The following is a 19,614-nucleotide window of genomic DNA, read 5'->3' on the forward strand; positions in this document are numbered from 1 at the left end:
GGTTTGCCGTTCAGGCTTTCCATTCAAGAATGAATTCGTCGTCCGTCTCGTCGATGTTGCCGCCCAGCGAGATCAGGTTGAGTTGCAGTTCGCGTAGATCGAAGTCACGGCCAATTCGCGCTTCGATCGATTCGCGTCGGATCACCAGGCGTCCGACCGCATCGATCTTCACCATGGCAGGAAACGCGTTGACGACCGCGTGTGGGTTGTCCGCTTCGATGGCCTCGATGATCGGCCTGGAATCGTCGTTGGTCTGAAATGCGATGAACACGGAATCAGTCATGATTTGCCTCCGGGGCAGAGGCGATCGACATGCCCAGTTTCGACAAGCGGAGGTCGAATGCCTCTTCGATCTCACGCATGGCGGACTCGGCGTCTGCCGTGCCCAGCGCTTCGTTCGCGAGGGGGCGCAACGCATCGAGTACCTGAGGACGCCACCTGGCGATCCACTGGCCGAGCAATGCGGCGTTGTCTGTCGACTCTGCCGCCGCTGTCTTGAGCGTCGCGTCGATCCATCGATTCGACTCGTCGAACCATGTGCTGGCGAACTCGTTCAACATGCCAATGCCGGGCCCGTACAGTTGCGACAGACGCTGATCCATATGGCGGTAGACGAGGGGATAGAGCAGCCCGTCCAGCACGACGTTCTGGGCCACATAGGTCTCGAACCAGTCCTTCACCACCATGGTGTTCTCGACGATGCGGCGCAAACCTTGCCACATGGGATCGTGGAGCCAGCGCTCCTTGCCATCCAGCAGCGACGTGCCCTGATTGCCGTCGAGAATCAGGCCGAGGCGTGACAGATACTGCGCAATGCCCAGGCGGTCCATGCTATGGAACATCGTGGCCTGGGTGATTGCGGTGCCCCATCCATAGCCGGTCACGTAGCAGTTATTCGTATTGGCGGCCCACTCGACATGCCTGAGCGGCACCATCAAGGCGGCGATGCGTGCTTTGACGTCATCCGGCAGGTCATTCAGCAGGCGCCGCCTGGTGACGAACTCGAGGTTCTTCTCCATGGTGTCCTGCTGCCTCGCACGCGTGATCGTGTAGGTGCCGTAGTAATACTGGCGAGGATCCTTGAACGCATACCAGTCGTTCATCCGGATGGCCGTACGGCCTTTGTCATACAACGCGAATTCGGGCTCCCACAGCGGGCGGTAGTGGAAATTGTCTTCGGGCTGTAGTTCCAGCGTCGCTTCCTGATAGCGCGAGGCGGGCTTGTCTGCGCCCAGCCTTCTCGCAACATGCGAGAACGTTTGACGGATCTGCTGGACTGCAGACGTTTTAATATCGATTTGCATGGAATGTCTCCTTCGTTTTCTACACGGATCATTCAGACAGCCCAGGCCGTCCGTAGCGCCATTTAAGCTGGTCTAGATCGAGCGCTTCGGCCTCGTCGTGGGTCAGATGGACCACGCGGTTTGCCGTGCAAAATGACTCGTAGTCTGGCAACGTCATGACGAGTTCGACACTCAGTCCCGGGTCGCCGATGGAAAAGTCGAACTCGACAAAGCCGTCATTGCGCTGTTGCCTGACACGAACAAAGCGTCGGGTTACGTCGAAAGCGCGCGAGGGCGGCTCGACATTCGGCGTATGCGATCGCATCGCTGTCTCCTTTATTCCTGATATCCACATCAGATTCGATTCACCTGATTCATGTACTGCATGACTGCACGCTTTAATCAAAAGCCGCGGTTGCGTGCCTATTAATGCAACCCCTGTGCCAACGACGATCGAGGGGGCTGCGGATGCGGCATACAAACGGTGCAATCCTTTGCGAATCAAGGGGCACCAGCCAGTACTCGAAGTCCGGCGACCCATGCTCCGGGTGAGATACGATGGGCAGTGCTTGATCAAATGATCGAAACCGGTTGCTTCAGCCGGATCCGGGTCCAATCAAATGGATATCCGGGAACACCCCATGTCTGGAGGCATGCCTCGCGCTGCACGGGCGTGCGAAGCGTTGCATACTGATGGGCAACGCCGGTGAGCGGATCTTGACCAGATAATGATGGGAGACGAGTCCTGATGACGACTCAAGATAAAGCGCAGCGCGCGGCCAGCGAACGCATGTCACTGCTCACGCCGAACGGCGGTTGCGTGGACAGTCTGCGATACCCGGACATGGCAGACCTCATGTCGAGACTGCATTTCTCCCCGGGTGACGGGCGAATCTGGCTGGACGACCAACGTATGCTGCTGGTCCACACCGGCTCGGTGGGCGTGATGCGGCGCGAACTGATCGAGAGCCTTGGGATCGGCGCCGCACGCGGACTGCTCACGCGCATGGGTTACAACTCCGGAGCGCGCGATGCGGAACTGGCGCGCAAAGTGCGGCCGGACAGCACGATTACGGAGATGTTTGCGGTCGGCCCGCAACTGCACATGCTGGAAGGGATGACCTTCGTTGAACCGGTGCGCCTTGAACTGGATGTCGAGAAGGGCAAATACTACGGCGAATTCATCTGGAAAAATTGTGCCGAGGACGAGGAGCACATCCGCATTTATGGCATCGGCGCCGAGCCTGTCTGCTGGACCCAGATTGGTTACGCGTCCGGCTACACGAGTGTTTTCATGGGCCGTCCGATCCTTTATCGGGAAGTCGAGTGTCGCGCGATGGGGCAGGCTCAGTGCAGAATCGTCGGTAAGCCGGTCGAAGAATGGGGCGAAGAAGCGGCCGACGATTTGCACTTCATGCAGGCACAGTCGTTTACGCAAGGTTTGTCCGCGGGTGCGGTCAAACGCGAGCAAACGGTGTTTGGTGTCGGCGATACGCGGGCGCCAACCGCGTTTGGCGATGACAACATGGTCGGCGCATCGCCGGGTTTCAATGCAGTCTGCCATATGATCCGGCGCGTCGCGAGTACGCGTGCCACGGTTCTTTTTTTGGGCGAGAGCGGTGTCGGCAAAGAGGTATGCGCGCGAACCGTACACCGGATCAGCGCGTGCAGTGACGGCCCGTTCGTTGCAGTCAATTGCGCTGCCATTCCCGAAGCGCTGGTCGAATCGGAACTGTTTGGGGTCGAGCGCGGCGGTTTTACGGATGCCACGCAAAGCCGCCCCGGCCGCTTCGAACGTGCGCATGGCGGCACGCTTTTCCTCGATGAAATCGGCACGCTCAGCTTGACGGCGCAGGGTAAGCTCTTGCGTGCGTTGCAGGAAGGGGAGATCGAGCGAGTGGGCGATACCCAGACACGTCGCGTCAACGTGCGCGTTGTCGCTGCAACGAACCTGAATCTCAAGGATGAAATTCGCGCGGGTCGCTTCAGAGAAGACCTGTACTTTCGCCTCAACGTTTTTCCGATCCGGGTGCCTTCATTGCGTGAACGGCGTGAGGATCTGCCGGTGCTGCTGAATCACATGCTACGAAAATATCGCGCGGTCCATCAACGTGACATAACGGGCTTTACTGGCCGAGCGATTGACGCCATGTTGAACTATGGCTGGCCCGGCAATATTCGCGAGATGGAAAACCTGGTGGAGCGGGGCGTGATTCTCGCGCCGGATGGAGGCGCTATCGACATCAGCCATCTCTTCACGAGTGGGGAAACAATCGATGCGGAGATGTTTGGGTTGGGGGCCAATGGGGCGTTGACGTCTGCTGGATCCTTGCTCGACCAGACAGCGAGTTCTTCCGATGGAGAGATTGAACGGGTCACACGAAAGGTGAATAGCCTGCTGATGGGGATCAGCGGCGATATCGAGCCGACATCGCTCGACGATATAGAAACTGCGCTGCTGAAGAGTGCCGTGCAACGTGCGCAAGGCAATTTGTCGGCGGCTGCACGTACGCTGGGGATTACGCGGCCTCAACTCGTCTATCGGCTCAAGAGTCGAGGTCTTCGGGTATGAGTGCCCGTGTTTTTTTGCACCTGCCTTGTCCACGTGTTGGTGAATTTTTAAAGGCATCGTGTGATGGCTGTCCAGAACTGCTACGGACGACGAATCACCCAGGTGCCGTCTTCCGTGACCACGATCGAACGGCCGGCGAAGCATCGGGGACATGCCCCTCGGCTTCGTGAAGGCGGGCGCGCGCGGGAGCACGTATAAGCGCGGGTTGCAAGATCAGCCTGGTACGCGACGGCCTTCGACCGGATAGTTCGGATCCGTATAGCCGGGTGTCGATGCATGCCCTGGAGGAACCAGACTGTCCACGAACTTTTCGTCGTCCGGTCCCAGTTGCAGCGTCAGGGCATCCATGTAGGTGTCCCAATGAGCTTCCGTGCGTGGACCGGCGATGGCGGCACTCACGAGCTTGTTCCTGAGCACCCACGCGATGGCGAACGCAATCGAAGTGGTACCGCGCTCAGCGGCGTACGCCGCGACCTTCTGTGCAATGGCGAGAGATTCGGCGCGCCACTCGGTCTGCTGGATGCGCTTGTCACCGCGCGCCACGCGTGAGTCGGCCGGCGGCGCATCGTCGGGCGCATATTTGCCGGTCAGCACGCCGCGTGCAAGCGGGCTGTAGGGCACCACGCCAATGCCGTAGTGTCCGGCAGCAGGCATCAGTTCGACTTCGGCGGTGCGGTCGACCATGTTGTAGACCGGTTCGATTGCAACGGGGCGATCGATGCCGAGCTGATCGGCGAGCCGCACAATCTCCGCAACACGCCAGGCGCGGAAGTTGGACAAGCCGAAGTAACGCACTTTCCCTTGGCGAATCAGATCGCCGATGGCACGAACTCCTTCCTCGAGCGGCGCGTCGACGAGCGACCGGTGGAAGTAGAGAACGTCGATATAGTCGGTGCCGAGGCGCTTCAGGCTGGCGTCGACGGTCTGGCAGATCCATTTGCGCGACTGCCCCTGTTCGTTCGGGCGAGCGGTCGCCGAAGCCGGATAGCCGAACTTGGTCGCCACGACCCAATCGTCCCTGCGTTCCGCGAGCGCCCGGCCGACGATTTCTTCGGATCGACCCGCGTGGTAGACGTCCGCGGTATCCAGGAAGTTGATACCTTGATCAAAGGCCTTGTCGATAATCCGGCGCGAGGTCGCTTCATCCGTCTCGCCGCCAAACATCATCGTGCCCAGACAGATTGGTGACACCTTGAGGGCGCTACGACCCAGATACCGATAGTCCATTCTCGTTTTCTCCATGCAGGCTGCGCCTGTGGTTACCAGAGCGTGCACGCCGGAAACGGCGCGCCTGCCGGCGCTTTGATCGCCGTCTGAATGGAGGATGATAGGTCGATACGATCTAGTGATAAAGCCTGTAAAACGGCAAACCCTCATGAACTGGAATCATGAATGTCGTTGTCAATGTTTGGGCGCTTCCGTGCGATAACGGCTCGTGTCGATCAGCATAGGCGTCGCTCGCGAGACTCGACCGTCGGACAACTCCGCACGGCAACCCCAGAACCCTGTTGCCAGAATCCCCAGACCGGCGACGGCAGCAGCGGTGGTCCCTTCGTTCAGGGAGACAGTCAGACGTCCCTCTCCACGGGCCATGACCCGCCTTCCACCCTTCTCGAAGGTCCAGCCCCGCACGTCAGCGCCTGACGGCCCCATGATGAAGGTATGGCCGGCCAGATCGCCTGGCTCGAGCGGCGTTCCCATCGTGGCCAGATAATCCGGTGAGGCGACCAGCATCTGAGGGCAACGCCCGGGCAGCGTTGAGGTGGCACTCGAGTCCTTCAGTTGTCCGAAGCGGAACGCCACATCGACGCCGTCGACAATCCGGTCCTGCCGGTCGTCGACCATGCGCAGGTCAACGTGCAAAGCGGGATGCGCGCTCATGAACCGGCCTATCCTCGGGATCACCTCGCGGACCCCGAAACTGGTCGACAGAGCGACGCGTAAATGGCCTCGCAGTTCCGGGGTGCCTCGCGCAGCGTGGTCTGCCTCATTTAACGCGGAGAGAATCGTTTCAACGCAGCTGAGGTACTCGCTAGCCGCTTCCGTCAGCGTGACGGCGCGTGTGCTTCGCACGAACAGGGCCGCGCCGACTTCCTCCCCGAGTTCCGAAATGCGCCGCGAAGCCGACGGTTGGCTTAGGCCCCATTCCCGGCCGGCTTTAGTGAAACTCGATGTGTGAGCGACCCGCACGAACAGTTGAAGGGTCGATAGCTTGTCATTCATTCGCAGGGAGAATAACTGAAAGCAATCCTGGCATTCTACCGGCAGCGGGGCAAACGAATCATGATTCGATTCGCGCGACGATGAGGCGATAAGACTGACTGGATTTCGACGTCGCGTTCGATCAAGCCATCGGAAGATCCGAATATCCTGACGATCGCCGGCGATATCGGTGATCCCGAAACGGCGCAACGTGTCATCTCGGAAGGCGTCGCGAAGTTCGGCCGGATCAACACGCTGGTGAACAATGCCGGCATTTATATCGGCAAGCCTTTTACGGAAAACACCCGCGAAGACTACGCCGCGGTGATGAACGTGAACATGGCGGGCTTCTACTACATCACGCAACTCGCTATCGCCGAAATGGAAAAGCATTCGAGCGGCCACGTGGTCAGTGTGACCGCGAGCGTCGTGGACCAGGCGATCAGCGGCGTGTATTCCGTATTGGCAGCGCTGACGAAGGGCGGGCTGAACGCCGCCACCAAATCGCTGGCAATTGAGTACGCAAAGAAAGGAATCCGTGTGAATGCCGTTGCACCTGGGGTCATTGCGACGCCGATGCACGCGCCTGAAACCCACGAAATGCTGGGTACCTTCCATCCGCTGGGCCGCATTGGCGAAATGAGCGATATCACCAACGCCATCCTGTTCCTGGATTCGGCACCGTTCATTACCGGCGAAATCCTGCACGTCGATGGCGGCCAGAGTGCCGGTCGTTAAGGAAGCCGGACAAGGCTAGGCTGGACTTCTTCGGCCTGCCAGAGATCTCGGATCACGGGACGTTACTCGATATGCTCCCCTGCCTGGCGCTGGTTTCGGTGGGCATGCGTCACGTGGGGCTCAATCAGTCGAGCCGAACAACAGGCGCGACACGAGCGCGTTGTCGATCGTCTCGTCGTTGAGCGTGCGCGCGAGCAACTCGCCGGCCAACTGCTGCGGCGAAAACACCATATCCGGCTTCAGGAGCCGCAGCCGCTGCAGGTTGCGGCTGTCGTTGACGAGCGCGACCGTGCGCACCTTCGGTGCCAGTTCGCGGATCGCGAGCACAGTAAAGGCGTTTTCGGAATCGTCCGCGCGCAGGGCCAACACCGCGCGCGCGACGCTAGCGCCGGCCCGTTCGAGCGTGGCCGTATCGCTGGGGTCGCCAACGACGAGGTCGGCATCGTCCGGGTAATTGTTCTGCATGCCAGACGGAATTAATACGGTGACCGAATAGCCACGTTTACGCAACCCGTCATACACGCTATGCGCAATCGGCGACACGCCGACGATCAGGAAATGGTTCTTGCGGATCACGTTGGACAGACCTCCCTTGACGATGCGCTTCAGATTGCTGCCGATGACGGGCCCGATGACCGCGCTGATCGATGTCGCGAACACGGTGATGCCGAGCACGATGATCGATGCGGTAAACAGACGGGCGGAGCCGGTATCCGGCACGATGTCGCCATAGCCGACCGTCGACATGGAGACGATCGAAAAGTAGATCGCCGTCGTGAGATCGTGGATCGGCGGCGAGAACTCGGCTCCGAGGTAGAGCACGCCGAATACCGAATAAATCAGTAACGAGCCGATGCTGAGGAACGCGAACAGACTGCTCGCTGCAATGCTCGCACGATCGAAGCGCCGCCAGTAGTAGAGGAGTGCGATGGCAAGCGCAATCGCGTAACCAAACCGGGAGAGGCTGGGGTAGGGACCCAGCAGACTCATAACCGCGGCCGCGGCGAGCAGCACGATCGACAGCGTCCAGGCGAGACGCGCGCGCAACAGGATCCCGATCGCCATCGTTGCAAGGCCCACGGCGATGACCATTTGTGGCAGCACCAGCAGGCTCGACCTGTCGAGAAGCTGCAGCATATAGTCGGCCCCATTGCCGTGGCTGCCGGTCCGCACGCGCAGCACGACCGGCCGCAGCACCAGCAAGCCGCCGATCGCGACTAGCACGGCGAGATACCACTGCGGACCGATCGGCGCGAAGACCCGTCGCGCAAAGCTCGCGATTCTTTTCATTGGCGGGGGCATGAAGTGTCGTCACGATGAGCAATACATTACACCATCGAGATGGACAAAAATTGCCGGGAACGCGCAGCTGGACGACAAAGACGCGTAAGGACTTTCCTCAAGCAATCATTGACAGGGCGGGAGGCCGGAATGGACCCGGATAACGCTTTGCGATTACCATGATCCGCGCTCTCTCTGGAGTTTGGAGGGAGAGGCAATCGCCTTTAGTCACGGTCGAAACGTGACGCGTGCCGAAGCCTGCGTCGTGGCGTCGTGGATGAGTGTAAATGAGCCGGGCAAATGAACACTAGCGATCTCTCCGATGAACCCAAACCGATGATTTTATGGCGGCGTCTGCTGTGGGTGTGGGCCGCGTTCTGGCTGCTGATGCTGGCGCTGGGAATTCAGGAATCCTTGTGGACAGGCAGACTGCAGGTTTGGCGGCCGCTTGTCGACAGCGGCTCCTCAGCGCTTGCGGCCACGGTGCTGATCGCAGTGCACGTCAGGCGCGCGGATTGGCGCGATAGTCATCTCAACCAGCCACTGCGATGGTTTCTGCGCTCCTGGGCGTCGATGCCGCTGCAAATGGTTGCTTACATCAGCGCAATGTATGGGTTGCGATTGGGTATCTACGCATTGGCAGGAGCCAGATACCATCATGGACCGTGGGTACAGGTAATGGCCTATGAAGCGACCAGTTTCGTCATGTTTTATGCGTTGTTCAGCGGTATTTTTTTGGCGCCCGGTCCTACAGGGCATGGATCGAAGAGCGCTTGACGGCCGAAAAGCAGACGAACCTGGCGCGACAGGCGCAACTCGCGCAACTGACCCAGCAACTGCAGCCGCACTTTCTGTTTAACGCGTTGAACACCGTTTCATCGCTGATCCACACTGATCCCGACGCGGCCGATATCCTGCTCACTCGTCTGGCAACCCTGTTACGCGCCGGGACCGATGCGAGCCAGCGTCCAGAACAATCGCTGGCCGAGGAACTGGCATTGCTGCGCGCCTATGCAGACATCATGGTCCAGCGTTTCGCCGATCGCGTCGAGATTTCATGGGAAGTCGACGCCACCGCACAGGATTGCCGCGTCCCCACGCTCGGACTTCAACCGCTGCTGGAAAACTGTTTTCGTCATGTTGTCGAGCGACGCAGCGCGTTGACGCACATCGCGATACGCATCAGGCGTGGCGTGAGCCGGGTGCAGATCGAACTCGAGGATGATGGCGATCTGCAGCGTCTTCCTGAACGGCGCGGTGTGGGGCTTGGCAACCTCGAACGCCGCCTGTAATCGTTGTACGGCGCGCAGGCGAGCCTTGAAATGCGACTGCGACCGGGAAACGGCCTGATAGTTGGAGTAACCCTGCCATGCGCGCGCTGATCGTCGACGATGAAGCACTGGCTCGCAGCAAGCTGCTGCGTATGCTTCAGGTATTTCCCGATGTCGAGGTGACGGCCGAAGCCTCCGACGGTGCTGCGGCGCTGCTGCTGGTCGCGCAACTGCGGCCGGACGCGATTTTCCTCGACGTGCAGATGCCCGGGATCGACGGCTTCGATGTGGCGGCGTCGTTGCCCGACGACGCGCCCGCGCTGGTTTTTGTTACCGCTTTCGACCAGTACGACATGGCTGGCGCGGCTATGACTGGAAGGCAGCCAGTGTGTCGCTGGTCGACTTTCTCGTTCGTGAGTATCCGTTGCGCTGGATGCTGCCGCTGGTGTTCTGGAGTGATGCAATGAACTGGTTCTGGCGCCACAGGTTCTGGACGTTGCCGATGAACCATTGGAGTGGGTGGTTCGCCTGCTTCATTGTTCAGGAGTTCTGCTATTACTGGTACCACCGTGCGGCGCATCGGACGCGTTGGTTCTGGTGCACCCATGCGGTCCACCATTCCCCCAATCAACTTTATTTGTCCGCGGCGTACCGTATCGGCTGGACGGGCCGGCTTACGGGTTCGATGCTGTTTTTCGTGGTCGCGCCGTTATTCGGCATGTCACCGCAGATCGTGCTGATGCTGCTTTCGCTCAACCTGCTTTACCAGTTCTGGCTGCACATCACCTGGATTCCACGCCTCGGGCCACTTGAATGGATTTTCAACACACCCTCCGCACACCGCGTGCATCACGCGTCCAACCTCGAGTACCTTGATGGAAACTATGGTGGCGTGCTAATCGTGTTCGATCGACTATTCGATACCTATATCGCGGAGAGGCGCAATGTGCCGTGTCGGTTCGGTCTGGTCCGTCCGACGACGACCTATAACCTCCTCACTATCGAGTTCCAGCACTGGCACGCGTTGTGGTGCGACCTGCAGGCCGCGCGTTGTCTGCGCGAGGTATGGGGCTACGTAGCCAAATCACCCGGCTGGCAGCCAGATAACCAGGGGGAAACGACAGAGGAACTGAGGCGGCGTGCGGATCCACGCTCCTGCTGCGCGGGACAGCAATAGGGACACCTATCGACCTTGGAACGGACGGACGCGGACTCAAGCCGTCTGGTACGACCGAGCCGCAACCTATCCTGACGATGCGACAGCGTTGGCGCGAATTTGGGGCAAAGCGATCCCAAGATTTAAGCGGGGAAGAAGGGTGGCCGTGGGCATCAGTCGCGAGGTTGTGGACGATGTGCCATCCAGTCGAGCCAGCCTCGACTATCATTGACTATCCATGCGCGAGCCTCGGAATCGTCGGTAAAGCCGGTGATCTGCTGTTCGTGACCGTCGGGCCACGTGGCGCGCACCACATATTCCGACCGGTTATCAAGCTGCACCGCCTCGAAGGTTATGCTCTTTGAATCAGTCATATTGGGCCTCGGATTTTGTTCTGCCCCGATGATACGGTGCTGGACGTATGTCCTGTTTGAATCAGCACTCTAATTCGGCGAACAAGCCAGAACAGACGTTCCCGAAGCGGGATTGCTAACTCCGCCGCTGCCGTTTCATCGCAAGTGTAAGGAAGCAGGTTTCAGTGGCGTAAAGCAACACGACGACATGGACAAAGGCAATGGACCTTCTCGTAAACGTGGATGTTGACGATATCGAGGCCGCAATTCGCTTTTACGGAGGGGCGTTTGGATTAACGGTGGGCCGGCGTTTCGGCGTGGACGGCGTAGAGATGGTGGGCAGCTCGGCGCCGATTTACCTCCTGGTCAAAGCGGAAGGAACGCCTGCTACGGGCACGATAGCTCAACGCCGTACTTACGAACGCCATTGGACGCCGGTTCACCTTGATTTCGTGGTCCAGGAAATCGAATCTGCTGTTGAGAAGTCCGTCTCACTCGGAGCTCGCCTTGAGGAACCTATTGCCACGCACAGGTGGGGGCGACTCGCGCTGATGGCCGATCCCTTCGGCAATGGCTATTGCTTCGTGCAATTTCTCGGCCGCGGTTATGACGAGATTGAGAAGTAATCAGGATGCCGAAATGACTAACAAAAACGGTGCGTCCGACCCGAAGTACGGGGACACGCACACGGGCGTTTTCGGTTGACTGGCATGCAGCACCTGCCTGACCCGTCTGCTCAGGATTTGGCCTTATAGGCAGGTAGGAATTGCGCCAGCCGCGCGCCCATCTCCGCGCCCAACACCTGTAGCGCATTGAGCGGCCGGATCATCACTTCGAATTCGACGATGAGGCCGTCGTCATCGAAGCGGATCATGTCGATCCCCTGCAGCTGTTTGTCCTGCACCTTGGCGCTGAACTCAAGCACGACATTCAGCCCATCCGCGCTGCTGAACTGGCGGTGATAGGTGAAGTCCTGAAAAATCGTTACGACCGTCTGTAGTGCCATCAGCAGCGCGGGCGCGGGGGCGTATGGCTTGAACGCCATGGGGGAGCGGAAAGTCGCATCCGGATGCACGATAGCACTCAGTGTGCTGAGATCTCCGCTTGCCACCATCTTGTGCCACTTCTCGAGCGAGGCGGCGACCGCGGGCTGAAGGTTAAGGGTTGACTGCTTCATGGGAACTCCGTTTTCAGCACAAAAGGATGTCTAAAGCGCCGCGGCGAGCGTGGTGCCCTGGTGAATGGCTCGCTTGGCGTCCAGTTCAGCGGCCTCGGCAGCACCGCCAATCAGGTGCACGTTGCGACCAGCGGCCTGTAATTGATCCGCCAGCTCGCGTAGCGGCTCCTGGCCGGCGCAGATGACTACGTTGTCCACAGCAAGGGTTCGAGGTTCCCCGTCGACGATCACGTGCAGTCCATCATCGTCGACGCGTTGATAGTCCACCGAGGACATCATGTTCACGCGCCGTGTCTTCAGGCTCGTACGATGAATCCAGCCGGTGGTCTTTCCCAGACCGTCGCCCACCTTCGACGTCTTGCGTTGCAGCAGATAAACATTACGTGCAGACGGCTCTGGATGCGGTTGGCGCAAGCCACCGCGTGTCGCATAAGCCGTATCCACGCCCCATTCAGCGAAGAATATTTCGGGGTCCAAACTGGCGCGTTGGCCGTTGTGCACCAGATATTCGGCAACGTCGAAGCCAATCCCGCCAGCACCGACAATGGCGACATCGTGTCCTACCGGCGCGCCGTCGCGTAGGACATCAAGGTAACCCAGAACCTTGTGATGGCTGAGGCCTTCGATCCGCAATTCGCGCGGTACGACGCCGGTCGCAATGACCACTTCATCGAAATTTCCCTGCATCAGCAGGTCGGCAGTGGCACGTGTGTCGAGGCGAAGTTCGACACCTTGCAGTTCGATCTGGCGACGAAAGTAGCGCAACGTTTCGTAGAACTCCTCCTTGCCCGGCACCTTCTTGGCAATGTTGAACTGGCCGCCGATTTCGGCACCGGCTTCGAACAGCGTTACAGCGTGTCCGCGCTCCGCAGCCGTCACGGCGCAGGCAAGTCCGGCCGGTCCCGCGCCCACGACGGCGATTCGCTTTCGCTGTTCGGCCGGTCGGATGACGATCTCAGTTTCGTGGCAGGCCCGGGGATTGACGAGGCAGGACGTCACCTTGCCGGCGAAAGTGTGATCGAGGCAAGCTTGATTACAGCCAATGCAGGTGTTGATCTCGTCGCTGCGGCCCTCGCGTGCCTTGCGCACGATTGCGGCATCGGCGAGGAAGGGGCGCGCCATCGACACCATGTCGCAGGCGCCGTCGGCTAGCAGTTGTTCGGCCAGTTCCGGTGTGTTGATACGGTTCGTGGCGACGAGCGACACGGAGACCTTGCCCATCAGCTGCCGTGTGACCCAGGTGTACGCCCCGCGCGGCACCTTGGTGGCAATCGTGGGAATCCGCGCCTCGTGCCAGCCTATTCCCGTATTGATGATGGTGGCTCCAGCCTGCTCGATAGCCTGGGCCAACTGGATCACTTCCTCCAGCGTGGAGCCGCCCTCGACCAGATCGAGCATCGAGAGACGGTAGATGATGATGAAATCGCGGCCGACTCTTTCGCGCACCCGACGCACGATTTCCAGCGGAAAACGTATGCGGTTCTCGTAACTGCCGCCCCAGCGATCGGAACGGTGGTTGGTCCGCGAAGCGATGAACTCGTTGATGAGGTAACCCTCCGAGCCCATGATTTCAACGCCATCGTAACCTGCAAACTGCGCCAGTGACGCGCAGTGAACGAAGTCCCCGATTGTCTGCTCCACCTCGTCATCATCCAGTTCGTGCGGTCTGAACGGATTGATGGGCGCCTGCAACGCGCTGGGGGCCACCAACCGTGGCTGATAGGAGTAGCGGCCGAAGTGCAGTATCTGCATGGCGATCTTGCCGCCCTCTGCGTGCACTGCGCCGGTGATCAGCCGGTGTTTTTCGGCTTCATCCTCCGTGGTCAGCATCGCGCCCCCGTGCATGGGACGACCCTGCTCATTCGGCGCAATGCCGCCCGTCACGATCAGGCCGACTTCGCCGCGCGCCCGTTCGGCATAGAAGGCCGCCATGCGTGCGAAGCCGTTCGGGGCCTCTTCCAGGCCAACGTGCATGGAGCCCATCAGAACGCGGTTTCGCAGGGTAGTGAATCCCAGGTCAGGCGGGCGCAACAGATTAGGGTAGTGTTCCATGATGTTTGTGAAACTAGTTGCATAGACGATGCCCGATAATGCAACTAGTTTCATAAACGATCAAGGGAATGTATAGTTTTAGAGGAAATCCTTTATCCTCGGTCCAATCGTCCCGGCTCTCATCCAATGTCTTTGCCCCACGCGCTTCTTACCGCTCTCGCCGAACGGTCCTGCTCCGGGTCCGAGTTGGCGACACGCTTCGACAAGTCGATTGCTTACTTCTGGAGTGCTTCGCATCAACAGATCTACCGGGAACTGGCGCAGCTGGAACAGGCAGGCTTGATCGAGTCGCTGCCGGAAGAAGCCACGCGAGGGCGCAAGCGCGCGTACCGGATCTTGTCCGCAGGACGTGCCGAACTTAGGCGATGGATCATGCTGGAAGAAGAACCTGCACCTTTGCGCCATGAATTCATGGTCCGATTGCGCGCGGAAGCGGTGGTCGGACCCACCAGGCTGGAGGCTGAGATACGACGCCGGATCGCGGTGCACACCAGCAAGCTTGCGCAGTATCGAGAGATCGCAAAACGCGATTTTCCCGACGCGCCGGAGGACCGGGAAACGGCGCTGCATCTCGTGGTGCTGGAGGCGGGGATTGGCTACGAAAGTGGCTGGCTCGAGATTCTGGACGCGGCGTTGGCCGCACTTCAGAAACCGCAGCGTGCGTCCAGATCAACTTCACCTCGTCGACCACGCAAATTATAAGTTTGCGGTGTGATCGCCGGCGGTAGGGCGGGCCGGATTGACGACCTTTCTCCCCGCTTCGCCCATGCGCGTCCAGCACTGTCGCCGCGGCTCATCGCGTTCAATACCCGTGTAGCGCCGGCATGTCCCCAGGGAGGCAGTACCCAGACACCTGCCCGTCCCCAGCGTGCGATTCGCACAACAGATAAGGGTAATCACGTATAAATCCAGCGGATTGATTTAACAATTACTGGTTAGAATGACCACTCTAAATTCGTTTTTATGTAACTACTGCACTGAAATTCCGTAGCTGAAAGCTCCGTCAGCGACGGGGCGCTGACGTATGGGGTATCAAGTCAACCCGGTGGCCGCGACGCGGTCGTCAGAATCGCGCAATGTTTATCGTCTGCCGGAAGGTCGGGCAGGACGTTTCAATCGGAGTTTGAATTGCGCGTCAATTAATTCGTATTACTAATTATAGTTCACAAATCAAAAATCCGGCCCGACCCGCAGCTGGAGAATTGACGGCGAGCGCTAGCGGCGGAATGCGGTGTTTCAAACATTAATCCAAGTGAGACCATGAACGAATTTTCGTCTGAGGACCTGATGCAATTTTACGGGTCGAATGTTTCGACCTTCTTTACGCTAGCCAACGAGGCGTTCACGGGTGTGCAGAAGCTGGCCGAACTGAACTTGCAGGCGGGACGCTCCGTTCTGGCAGAAGGCGCTGCACGTCTGCAGGAAGTGCGCCCAGAGACGGCGAGCGCAGACTGGTGGGCTTCGCCGTTGCGCGCTGCTGAGGCGGCTGCCGCGATGACGTTGTTGTACCAGCAGCATGTCCGCGACATTGCGGTCGCGGTCCAGTCCGCCTCGGCGCAGGTCGTCGAGGCGCAGTTCGACCAGTTCAACCGCGACGTAATGGCCCGCATCGACAGCTGGGCAAAGCATGCGCCGGCGGGTTCAGAGACGGCTGTGGTTGCCGTGAAGGCGGCATTTTCGGCGGCCGGCAATTCAGCGCAAGCGGTGCAAGCGGCGCGCAAGCTGGTCCATAGCGTCGTGGCGGCTGCCCAGGCCAACGTCTCCACAATGGCCGCCGCAACCGGCCCGAACCCGGTGTCGCGCTCGGGCGCGTGGACCTGATCAATCGGGACATCTGAATTCTTTAGAGCGGTCCGCCGGCGCGGCATGTCGTAGCTCGCTGGCGCACCAGACTCCATTCCCGCCATACCACAAGCCTACAAAAACCCGCGCAGTTCGATCATTGCATTGTCGCCTTCCGCAAGGCTGGAGGCGGCCATGCATCGTGGCAAAGCAATGGCGGGTTGTGCGAGGCGGTCATTGGGTATTCATGATCCTCGCAGATATTACGATCACGGATGGAAAGGATGACGAAACGAATCGCTGTAGTGACGGGCGGGATGGGCGGCCTCGGAGAGGCGATCAGTACGAAACTGCACGATGCGGGCTACACGGTTGTGGTCTCGCACTCGCCGAACAACACCGCATCAGCCGAATGGCTGGCGAGCATGGAAACACAAGGCCGGAAGTTTCGCGCCTACCCGGTCGACGTAGCCGACTACGACTCATGCCAGCACTGTGTCGCGAGGATTCAGGTTGAAGTCGGCCCTGTCGATATTCTGGTGAACAACGCCGGAATCACGCAGGACATGACGCTCAGGAAGATGGACAAGGTCAATTGGGACGCGGTTCCTCGCACGAATCTGGATTCGGTATGCAACATGACCAAGCCCTTGTGTGAAGACATGGCCGCACGCGGCTGGGGGCGCATCGTCAACATTTCGTCCGTGAACGGTTCGAATGGTTCGGTCGGCCAGACCAATTACGCCGCGGCCAAGGCCGGCATGGACGGCTTCAGCAAGTCGCTGGCGCTGGAAGTGGCCCGCAAAGGAGTCACCGTCAACACCATTTCGCCGGGCTACCTGGCGACGAAGATGGTCACGGCAATTCCTCAGGAGATCCTCGATACGAAGGTCTTGCCACACATCCCGATGGGCCGTCTTGGCAAGCCCGAGGAAGTGGCGGCGCTGGTGCTTTATCTGTGCTCGGACGATGCCGGTTTCGTAACGGGCTCCAATATTGCGATCAACGGTGGCCAGCACATGCAGTGACGCGACGCGCGCACGGCGTGAACCATTGACGCAACGACCCTGTGCTTCCAGTAGAGGAATGTGTCATGAGTGAGACATGGATTGCCCTGATCATCGGAGGTTCTGCCCTCAGTATCGCGATGCTCATGATGATGGGCCACTATCGCCGTGAGCGGAGACGGGCAAGACTGCTACGCCACCTGAATCATCATGAATGGTGGTATGTAACGCGTCGGCGCATGTGATTGCGTCGTGCGTGCGATTCACCAGACAAACACATCAAAAAGGGGCTGGAGGATGACACCAGAAATTGCCGGGCTATTAAAGGCCACAGGCCTTCAGGTCACGGTGCGAACCATGAGCGGCTGCATGCGGGTCGCCGCGGTCTGGCAGGTGCTGATGCCGGTCGCCCGTGACGTCGAGCGGGTCCAGATTGTGACAGACCGCGAGCGTGGTTTTGAGGACATCACGATCCGGTTTGCTGAAACGTTCTCCGGATCGTTGAACGCCATTCTCAAGCAGTTCGAAACGATGACATGGGTGGCCGCCGCGGAGCTTTGCTAAACATACCCGGCACCGTGCGCGTGCGATGGGTTGCGTCGAGGCGTTGAAGCGTCGTAGCGTCGACCCAGGACGCATCACGGTTCCGCGGTCCGCATGGTCGCTGATCAGCGAGGACGCCCGCATTTGTCGATTGACGGGGCTTGGACCAACTTATGCCGCACGCACGGACCGAACCTGGTCGCTAACCGCAGCACACGAGAAAAATGGATGAAAACAGTAATCAAAAAAGCGCCCGGAGACGTGGAGAGTCCTTACACGCCCCGAACGGCCGAGGATGCGATTTCTCATCTCGAACGGGTCCTGTCAGCCGACGGCGCCGATGCATTGTTTAGTCGTACCTATTGGCGCGCACGTGTTCAGCAGGTGAGTGCGACGCGAGGGCTGAGTCCGCAGCAGCGAGCGAGGCTTGCGAGTCTGCTTGCGTCTCTCCCATGTCCGGTTCGAGGCGACAAGTCATCCTAGACACGTCAGTGGCCGAACTGGCAGGCATTCATCTTCCGCCAGTTCACCTATCGGCCAGCACCTGATGCACCATGTGGACGACGATCGAACCCTCCCCAACCGCCGCTGCAACCCGTTTGACGTTTCCGGCCCGCGCATCGCCGACGGCGAATACGCCCGGCAGGCTGGTTTCGAGCATGTAGGGTCGCCGCGCAAGTGGCCAGGGCCGGGGCGGCGAAACGTCGTCGAGATCCGGTCCTGTCAATATGAAGCCGCGCGCATCGAGCGACAGGCAACCGGCCAGCCAGTCGGTCTTCGGTGACGCTCCCGTCATGACGAAGACATGCCGCACGGGTTGCGTTGTCACCTCGTCCGTGGTCTTGTTGCGCCACGAGACCTCTTCAAGATGGTCGTCGCCGCTCAAGCTCACGAGCTCGCTGTTGAAATGAACCTGAATAAGCGGGTTTTCTTCGATGCGCCGCACCAGGTAGCGCGACATCGTGGCCGCGAGCCCCGCGGATCGCACCAGCATCCGTACGCCCTTCGTATTCTGCGCGAGAAACACGGCTGCCTGTCCGGCGGAGTTTCCGCCGCCGATCACGATCACCGGCTCGCCGCTGCACAGTTGTCCTTCCATGAACGTGGCGTTGTAATAGATGCCGCGGCCGGTAAAACGCTCGATGTTGGGGAGAGCCGGCTGGCTATAGGCGGCGCCTGTCGCCAGTACGACTGAACGGGCCGCGATCTGTTGGCCGTCGTCGAGCGCAATCCGGTAAGGACGGTCGTCGCAGTTGAGTCCCGCGACCGAACGCGCCACCATGATCTTTGCGCCAAACTTTTCCGACTGCGCGATCGCGCTGTTCGCGAGTTCCTGACCTGAGAGGCCAGTGGGGAAGCCGAGGTAGTTTTCGATGCGTGAACTGGAGCCTGCTTGTCCGCCCGGTGCGGCGCGTTCGATGACCAGCACGTCGAGGCCTTCGGATGCCGCATACACTGCCGCGGCCAGTCCGGCGGGACCCGCGCCCACCACGACGATGTCGCGCACCTGCGATTCGTCGATATTCGAGTTGAAGCCGAGCGCTTGTGCCAGTTCCCGTATCGATGGGCTCTTGAGTATCTGGTCTCCGTTGCAAATGACGATAGGGACGTCGTCGCTGCATACGCCGAAACGCTCGAGGAGTTCTTCTGCACTACGATCGGTATCGAGATCCACGTAGGCGAACGGGTGTCCGTCGCGCGTCAGAAACTCTCGTAGCGCAAGCGTCTGCGCTGAATAACGCGAGCCGAGCATGAGTACGTTGGTACGGCCGTGGCTCACCATGGACAGCCGCCGGGCAAGGAACGTCCTCATGAAGATTTCGCTCAACTCCGCGTCCTTGCTGATCAGCGTTCGCAGATTTTGCGCGCTCAACTCCAGCAGGTGCGACGCTTCGACGGCCTGACACCGGTAAATGGAACGCCTGCCTGCAATCATCAGCAATTCGCCGGAAAACTGGCCCGGGTCATACGTCGTCACCGTATCTTCGACGCCGCCAGCCAGCGAGACGATCCTGATCTTGCCCTCGATCACCACATAGACTGGCGGCGTGTCGTCGTTGGGGTTGTAAAGCACAACGCCTGCCGCTACCTGTCGCGGTTTCGTGAAGACGCGCACGCGTTCGAGCTGGGATTCGGTGAGGATGGGAGCGTAAGCCATGACGGTCTCGGCTGCGCTAGGCAAAGACCGCTTCGGCAA

General features: G+C 59.7%; 20 protein-coding genes and 1 pseudogene. 11 read left to right on the forward strand and 10 right to left on the reverse strand.

Annotation, left to right across the window (positions count from 1 at the left end; genetic code table 11):
• Nucleotides 1-10: 10 nt before the first annotated feature.
• The 3 genes from P3T43_RS01210 to P3T43_RS01220 are packed head-to-tail and all read right to left on the reverse strand — an operon-like array spanning nt 11 to nt 1,608.
• Nucleotides 11-283, reverse strand: a complete 273-nt coding sequence (locus P3T43_RS01210) for an MmoB/DmpM family protein (protein ID WP_429279195.1) — start codon at nt 281-283, stop codon at nt 11-13.
• Nucleotides 276-1,304: an aromatic/alkene monooxygenase hydroxylase subunit beta gene (locus P3T43_RS01215; protein ID WP_429279196.1), complete on the reverse strand. Its 1,029-nt coding sequence runs from the start codon at nt 1,302-1,304 to the stop codon at nt 276-278. The genes P3T43_RS01210 and P3T43_RS01215 overlap by 8 nt, the downstream gene beginning before the upstream one ends.
• Nucleotides 1,305-1,332: 28 nt before the next feature.
• Nucleotides 1,333-1,608: a phenol hydroxylase subunit gene (locus P3T43_RS01220; RefSeq protein WP_429279197.1), complete on the reverse strand. Its 276-nt coding sequence runs from the start codon at nt 1,606-1,608 to the stop codon at nt 1,333-1,335.
• A gap of 423 nt (nt 1,609-2,031) precedes the next feature.
• Between P3T43_RS01220 and P3T43_RS01225 the strand changes: the two genes are divergently transcribed.
• A complete protein-coding gene (locus tag P3T43_RS01225) occupies nt 2,032-3,855 on the forward strand; it encodes a sigma 54-interacting transcriptional regulator (protein WP_429279198.1) in 1,824 nt (607 codons plus the stop codon).
• Between the two features lie 213 nt (nt 3,856-4,068).
• Here P3T43_RS01225 and P3T43_RS01230 read toward each other — a convergent pair whose 3' ends face one another.
• Both P3T43_RS01230 and P3T43_RS01235 read right to left on the reverse strand, forming a co-directional pair.
• Nucleotides 4,069-5,082, reverse strand: a complete 1,014-nt coding sequence (locus tag P3T43_RS01230) for an aldo/keto reductase (protein WP_429279199.1) — start codon at nt 5,080-5,082, stop codon at nt 4,069-4,071.
• Between the two features lie 174 nt (nt 5,083-5,256).
• On the reverse strand, nt 5,257-6,078 hold the full coding sequence (locus P3T43_RS01235; RefSeq protein WP_429279580.1) for a LysR substrate-binding domain-containing protein: 822 nt from the start codon (nt 6,076-6,078) through the stop codon (nt 5,257-5,259).
• A 102-nt stretch (nt 6,079-6,180) separates the two neighbouring features.
• Between P3T43_RS01235 and P3T43_RS01240 the strand changes: the two genes are divergently transcribed.
• A complete protein-coding gene (locus P3T43_RS01240) occupies nt 6,181-6,795 on the forward strand; it encodes an SDR family NAD(P)-dependent oxidoreductase (protein WP_429279581.1) in 615 nt (204 codons plus the stop codon).
• Between the two features lie 120 nt (nt 6,796-6,915).
• Here P3T43_RS01240 and kch read toward each other — a convergent pair whose 3' ends face one another.
• On the reverse strand, nt 6,916-8,085 hold the full coding sequence (gene kch, locus P3T43_RS01245; protein WP_429279200.1) for a voltage-gated potassium channel protein: 1,170 nt from the start codon (nt 8,083-8,085) through the stop codon (nt 6,916-6,918).
• 291 nt (nt 8,086-8,376) lie between these two features.
• On the opposite strand from kch, the gene P3T43_RS01250 reads away from it, so the two are divergent.
• From P3T43_RS01250 to P3T43_RS01265, 4 genes and pseudogenes are all read left to right on the forward strand, one after another.
• Nucleotides 8,377-8,853 (forward strand): hypothetical protein, encoded by a 477-nt coding sequence (locus P3T43_RS01250; RefSeq protein WP_429279201.1) that lies wholly within the window; start codon nt 8,377-8,379, stop codon nt 8,851-8,853.
• The gene (locus tag P3T43_RS01255) at nt 8,850-9,368 is read left to right on the forward strand and encodes a sensor histidine kinase (protein ID WP_429279202.1); all 519 of its coding nucleotides are present in this window, start codon (nt 8,850-8,852) and stop codon (nt 9,366-9,368) included. The genes P3T43_RS01250 and P3T43_RS01255 overlap by 4 nt, the downstream gene beginning before the upstream one ends.
• Nucleotides 9,369-9,499: 131 nt before the next feature.
• Nucleotides 9,500-9,814 (forward strand): response regulator, encoded by a 315-nt coding sequence (locus P3T43_RS01260; RefSeq protein ID WP_429279582.1) that lies wholly within the window; start codon nt 9,500-9,502, stop codon nt 9,812-9,814.
• Nucleotides 9,697-10,524 (forward strand): annotated as a pseudogene (locus P3T43_RS01265) (sterol desaturase family protein); the annotation flags it as partial. The gene P3T43_RS01260 and the pseudogene P3T43_RS01265, both read left to right, overlap by 118 nt.
• A gap of 152 nt (nt 10,525-10,676) precedes the next feature.
• Here the strand turns inward: P3T43_RS01265 and P3T43_RS01270 are convergent.
• Nucleotides 10,677-10,877, reverse strand: coding sequence for a hypothetical protein (locus tag P3T43_RS01270; RefSeq protein ID WP_429279203.1), 201 nt, complete (start codon nt 10,875-10,877; stop codon nt 10,677-10,679).
• A 200-nt stretch (nt 10,878-11,077) separates the two neighbouring features.
• On the opposite strand from P3T43_RS01270, the gene P3T43_RS01275 reads away from it, so the two are divergent.
• Nucleotides 11,078-11,482 (forward strand): VOC family protein, encoded by a 405-nt coding sequence (locus P3T43_RS01275; protein ID WP_429279204.1) that lies wholly within the window; start codon nt 11,078-11,080, stop codon nt 11,480-11,482.
• A 110-nt stretch (nt 11,483-11,592) separates the two neighbouring features.
• On the opposite strand, the gene P3T43_RS01280 is transcribed toward P3T43_RS01275, so the two are convergent.
• Entirely contained in the window at nt 11,593-12,033 is a 441-nt protein-coding gene (locus P3T43_RS01280) for a nuclear transport factor 2 family protein (protein WP_429279205.1), read from the reverse strand.
• Between the two features lie 30 nt (nt 12,034-12,063).
• Nucleotides 12,064-14,085: an FAD-dependent oxidoreductase gene (locus P3T43_RS01285; RefSeq protein ID WP_429279206.1), complete on the reverse strand. Its 2,022-nt coding sequence runs from the start codon at nt 14,083-14,085 to the stop codon at nt 12,064-12,066.
• Nucleotides 14,086-14,211: 126 nt separating this feature from the next.
• Between P3T43_RS01285 and P3T43_RS01290 the strand changes: the two genes are divergently transcribed.
• The 4 genes from P3T43_RS01290 (at nt 14,212) to P3T43_RS01305 (ending at nt 17,438) form a co-directional block, all read left to right on the forward strand.
• Nucleotides 14,212-14,787, forward strand: a complete 576-nt coding sequence (locus P3T43_RS01290) for a PadR family transcriptional regulator (protein WP_429279207.1) — start codon at nt 14,212-14,214, stop codon at nt 14,785-14,787.
• Nucleotides 14,788-15,345: 558 nt separating this feature from the next.
• Nucleotides 15,346-15,906, forward strand: coding sequence for a TIGR01841 family phasin (gene phaP / locus P3T43_RS01295; RefSeq protein ID WP_429279208.1), 561 nt, complete (start codon nt 15,346-15,348; stop codon nt 15,904-15,906).
• A gap of 245 nt (nt 15,907-16,151) precedes the next feature.
• Nucleotides 16,152-16,895 carry an acetoacetyl-CoA reductase gene (gene phbB / locus P3T43_RS01300; RefSeq protein WP_429279209.1) on the forward strand — a complete coding sequence of 248 codons (744 nt, stop codon included), beginning with the start codon at nt 16,152-16,154 and terminating at the stop codon, nt 16,893-16,895.
• 348 nt (nt 16,896-17,243) lie between these two features.
• Complete coding sequence (locus P3T43_RS01305) at nt 17,244-17,438, forward strand: hypothetical protein (protein ID WP_429279210.1); 195 nt, start codon at nt 17,244-17,246, stop codon at nt 17,436-17,438.
• 505 nt (nt 17,439-17,943) lie between these two features.
• Here the strand turns inward: P3T43_RS01305 and P3T43_RS01310 are convergent.
• The gene (locus tag P3T43_RS01310; protein ID WP_429279211.1) at nt 17,944-19,575 is read right to left on the reverse strand and encodes an FAD-dependent oxidoreductase; all 1,632 of its coding nucleotides are present in this window, start codon (nt 19,573-19,575) and stop codon (nt 17,944-17,946) included.
• Nucleotides 19,576-19,614 lie beyond the last annotated feature (39 nt).

It is taken from the genome of Paraburkholderia sp. GAS41 (genome assembly GCF_050436545.1).
Taxonomy (GTDB): Bacteria; Pseudomonadota; Gammaproteobacteria; order Burkholderiales; family Burkholderiaceae; genus Paraburkholderia.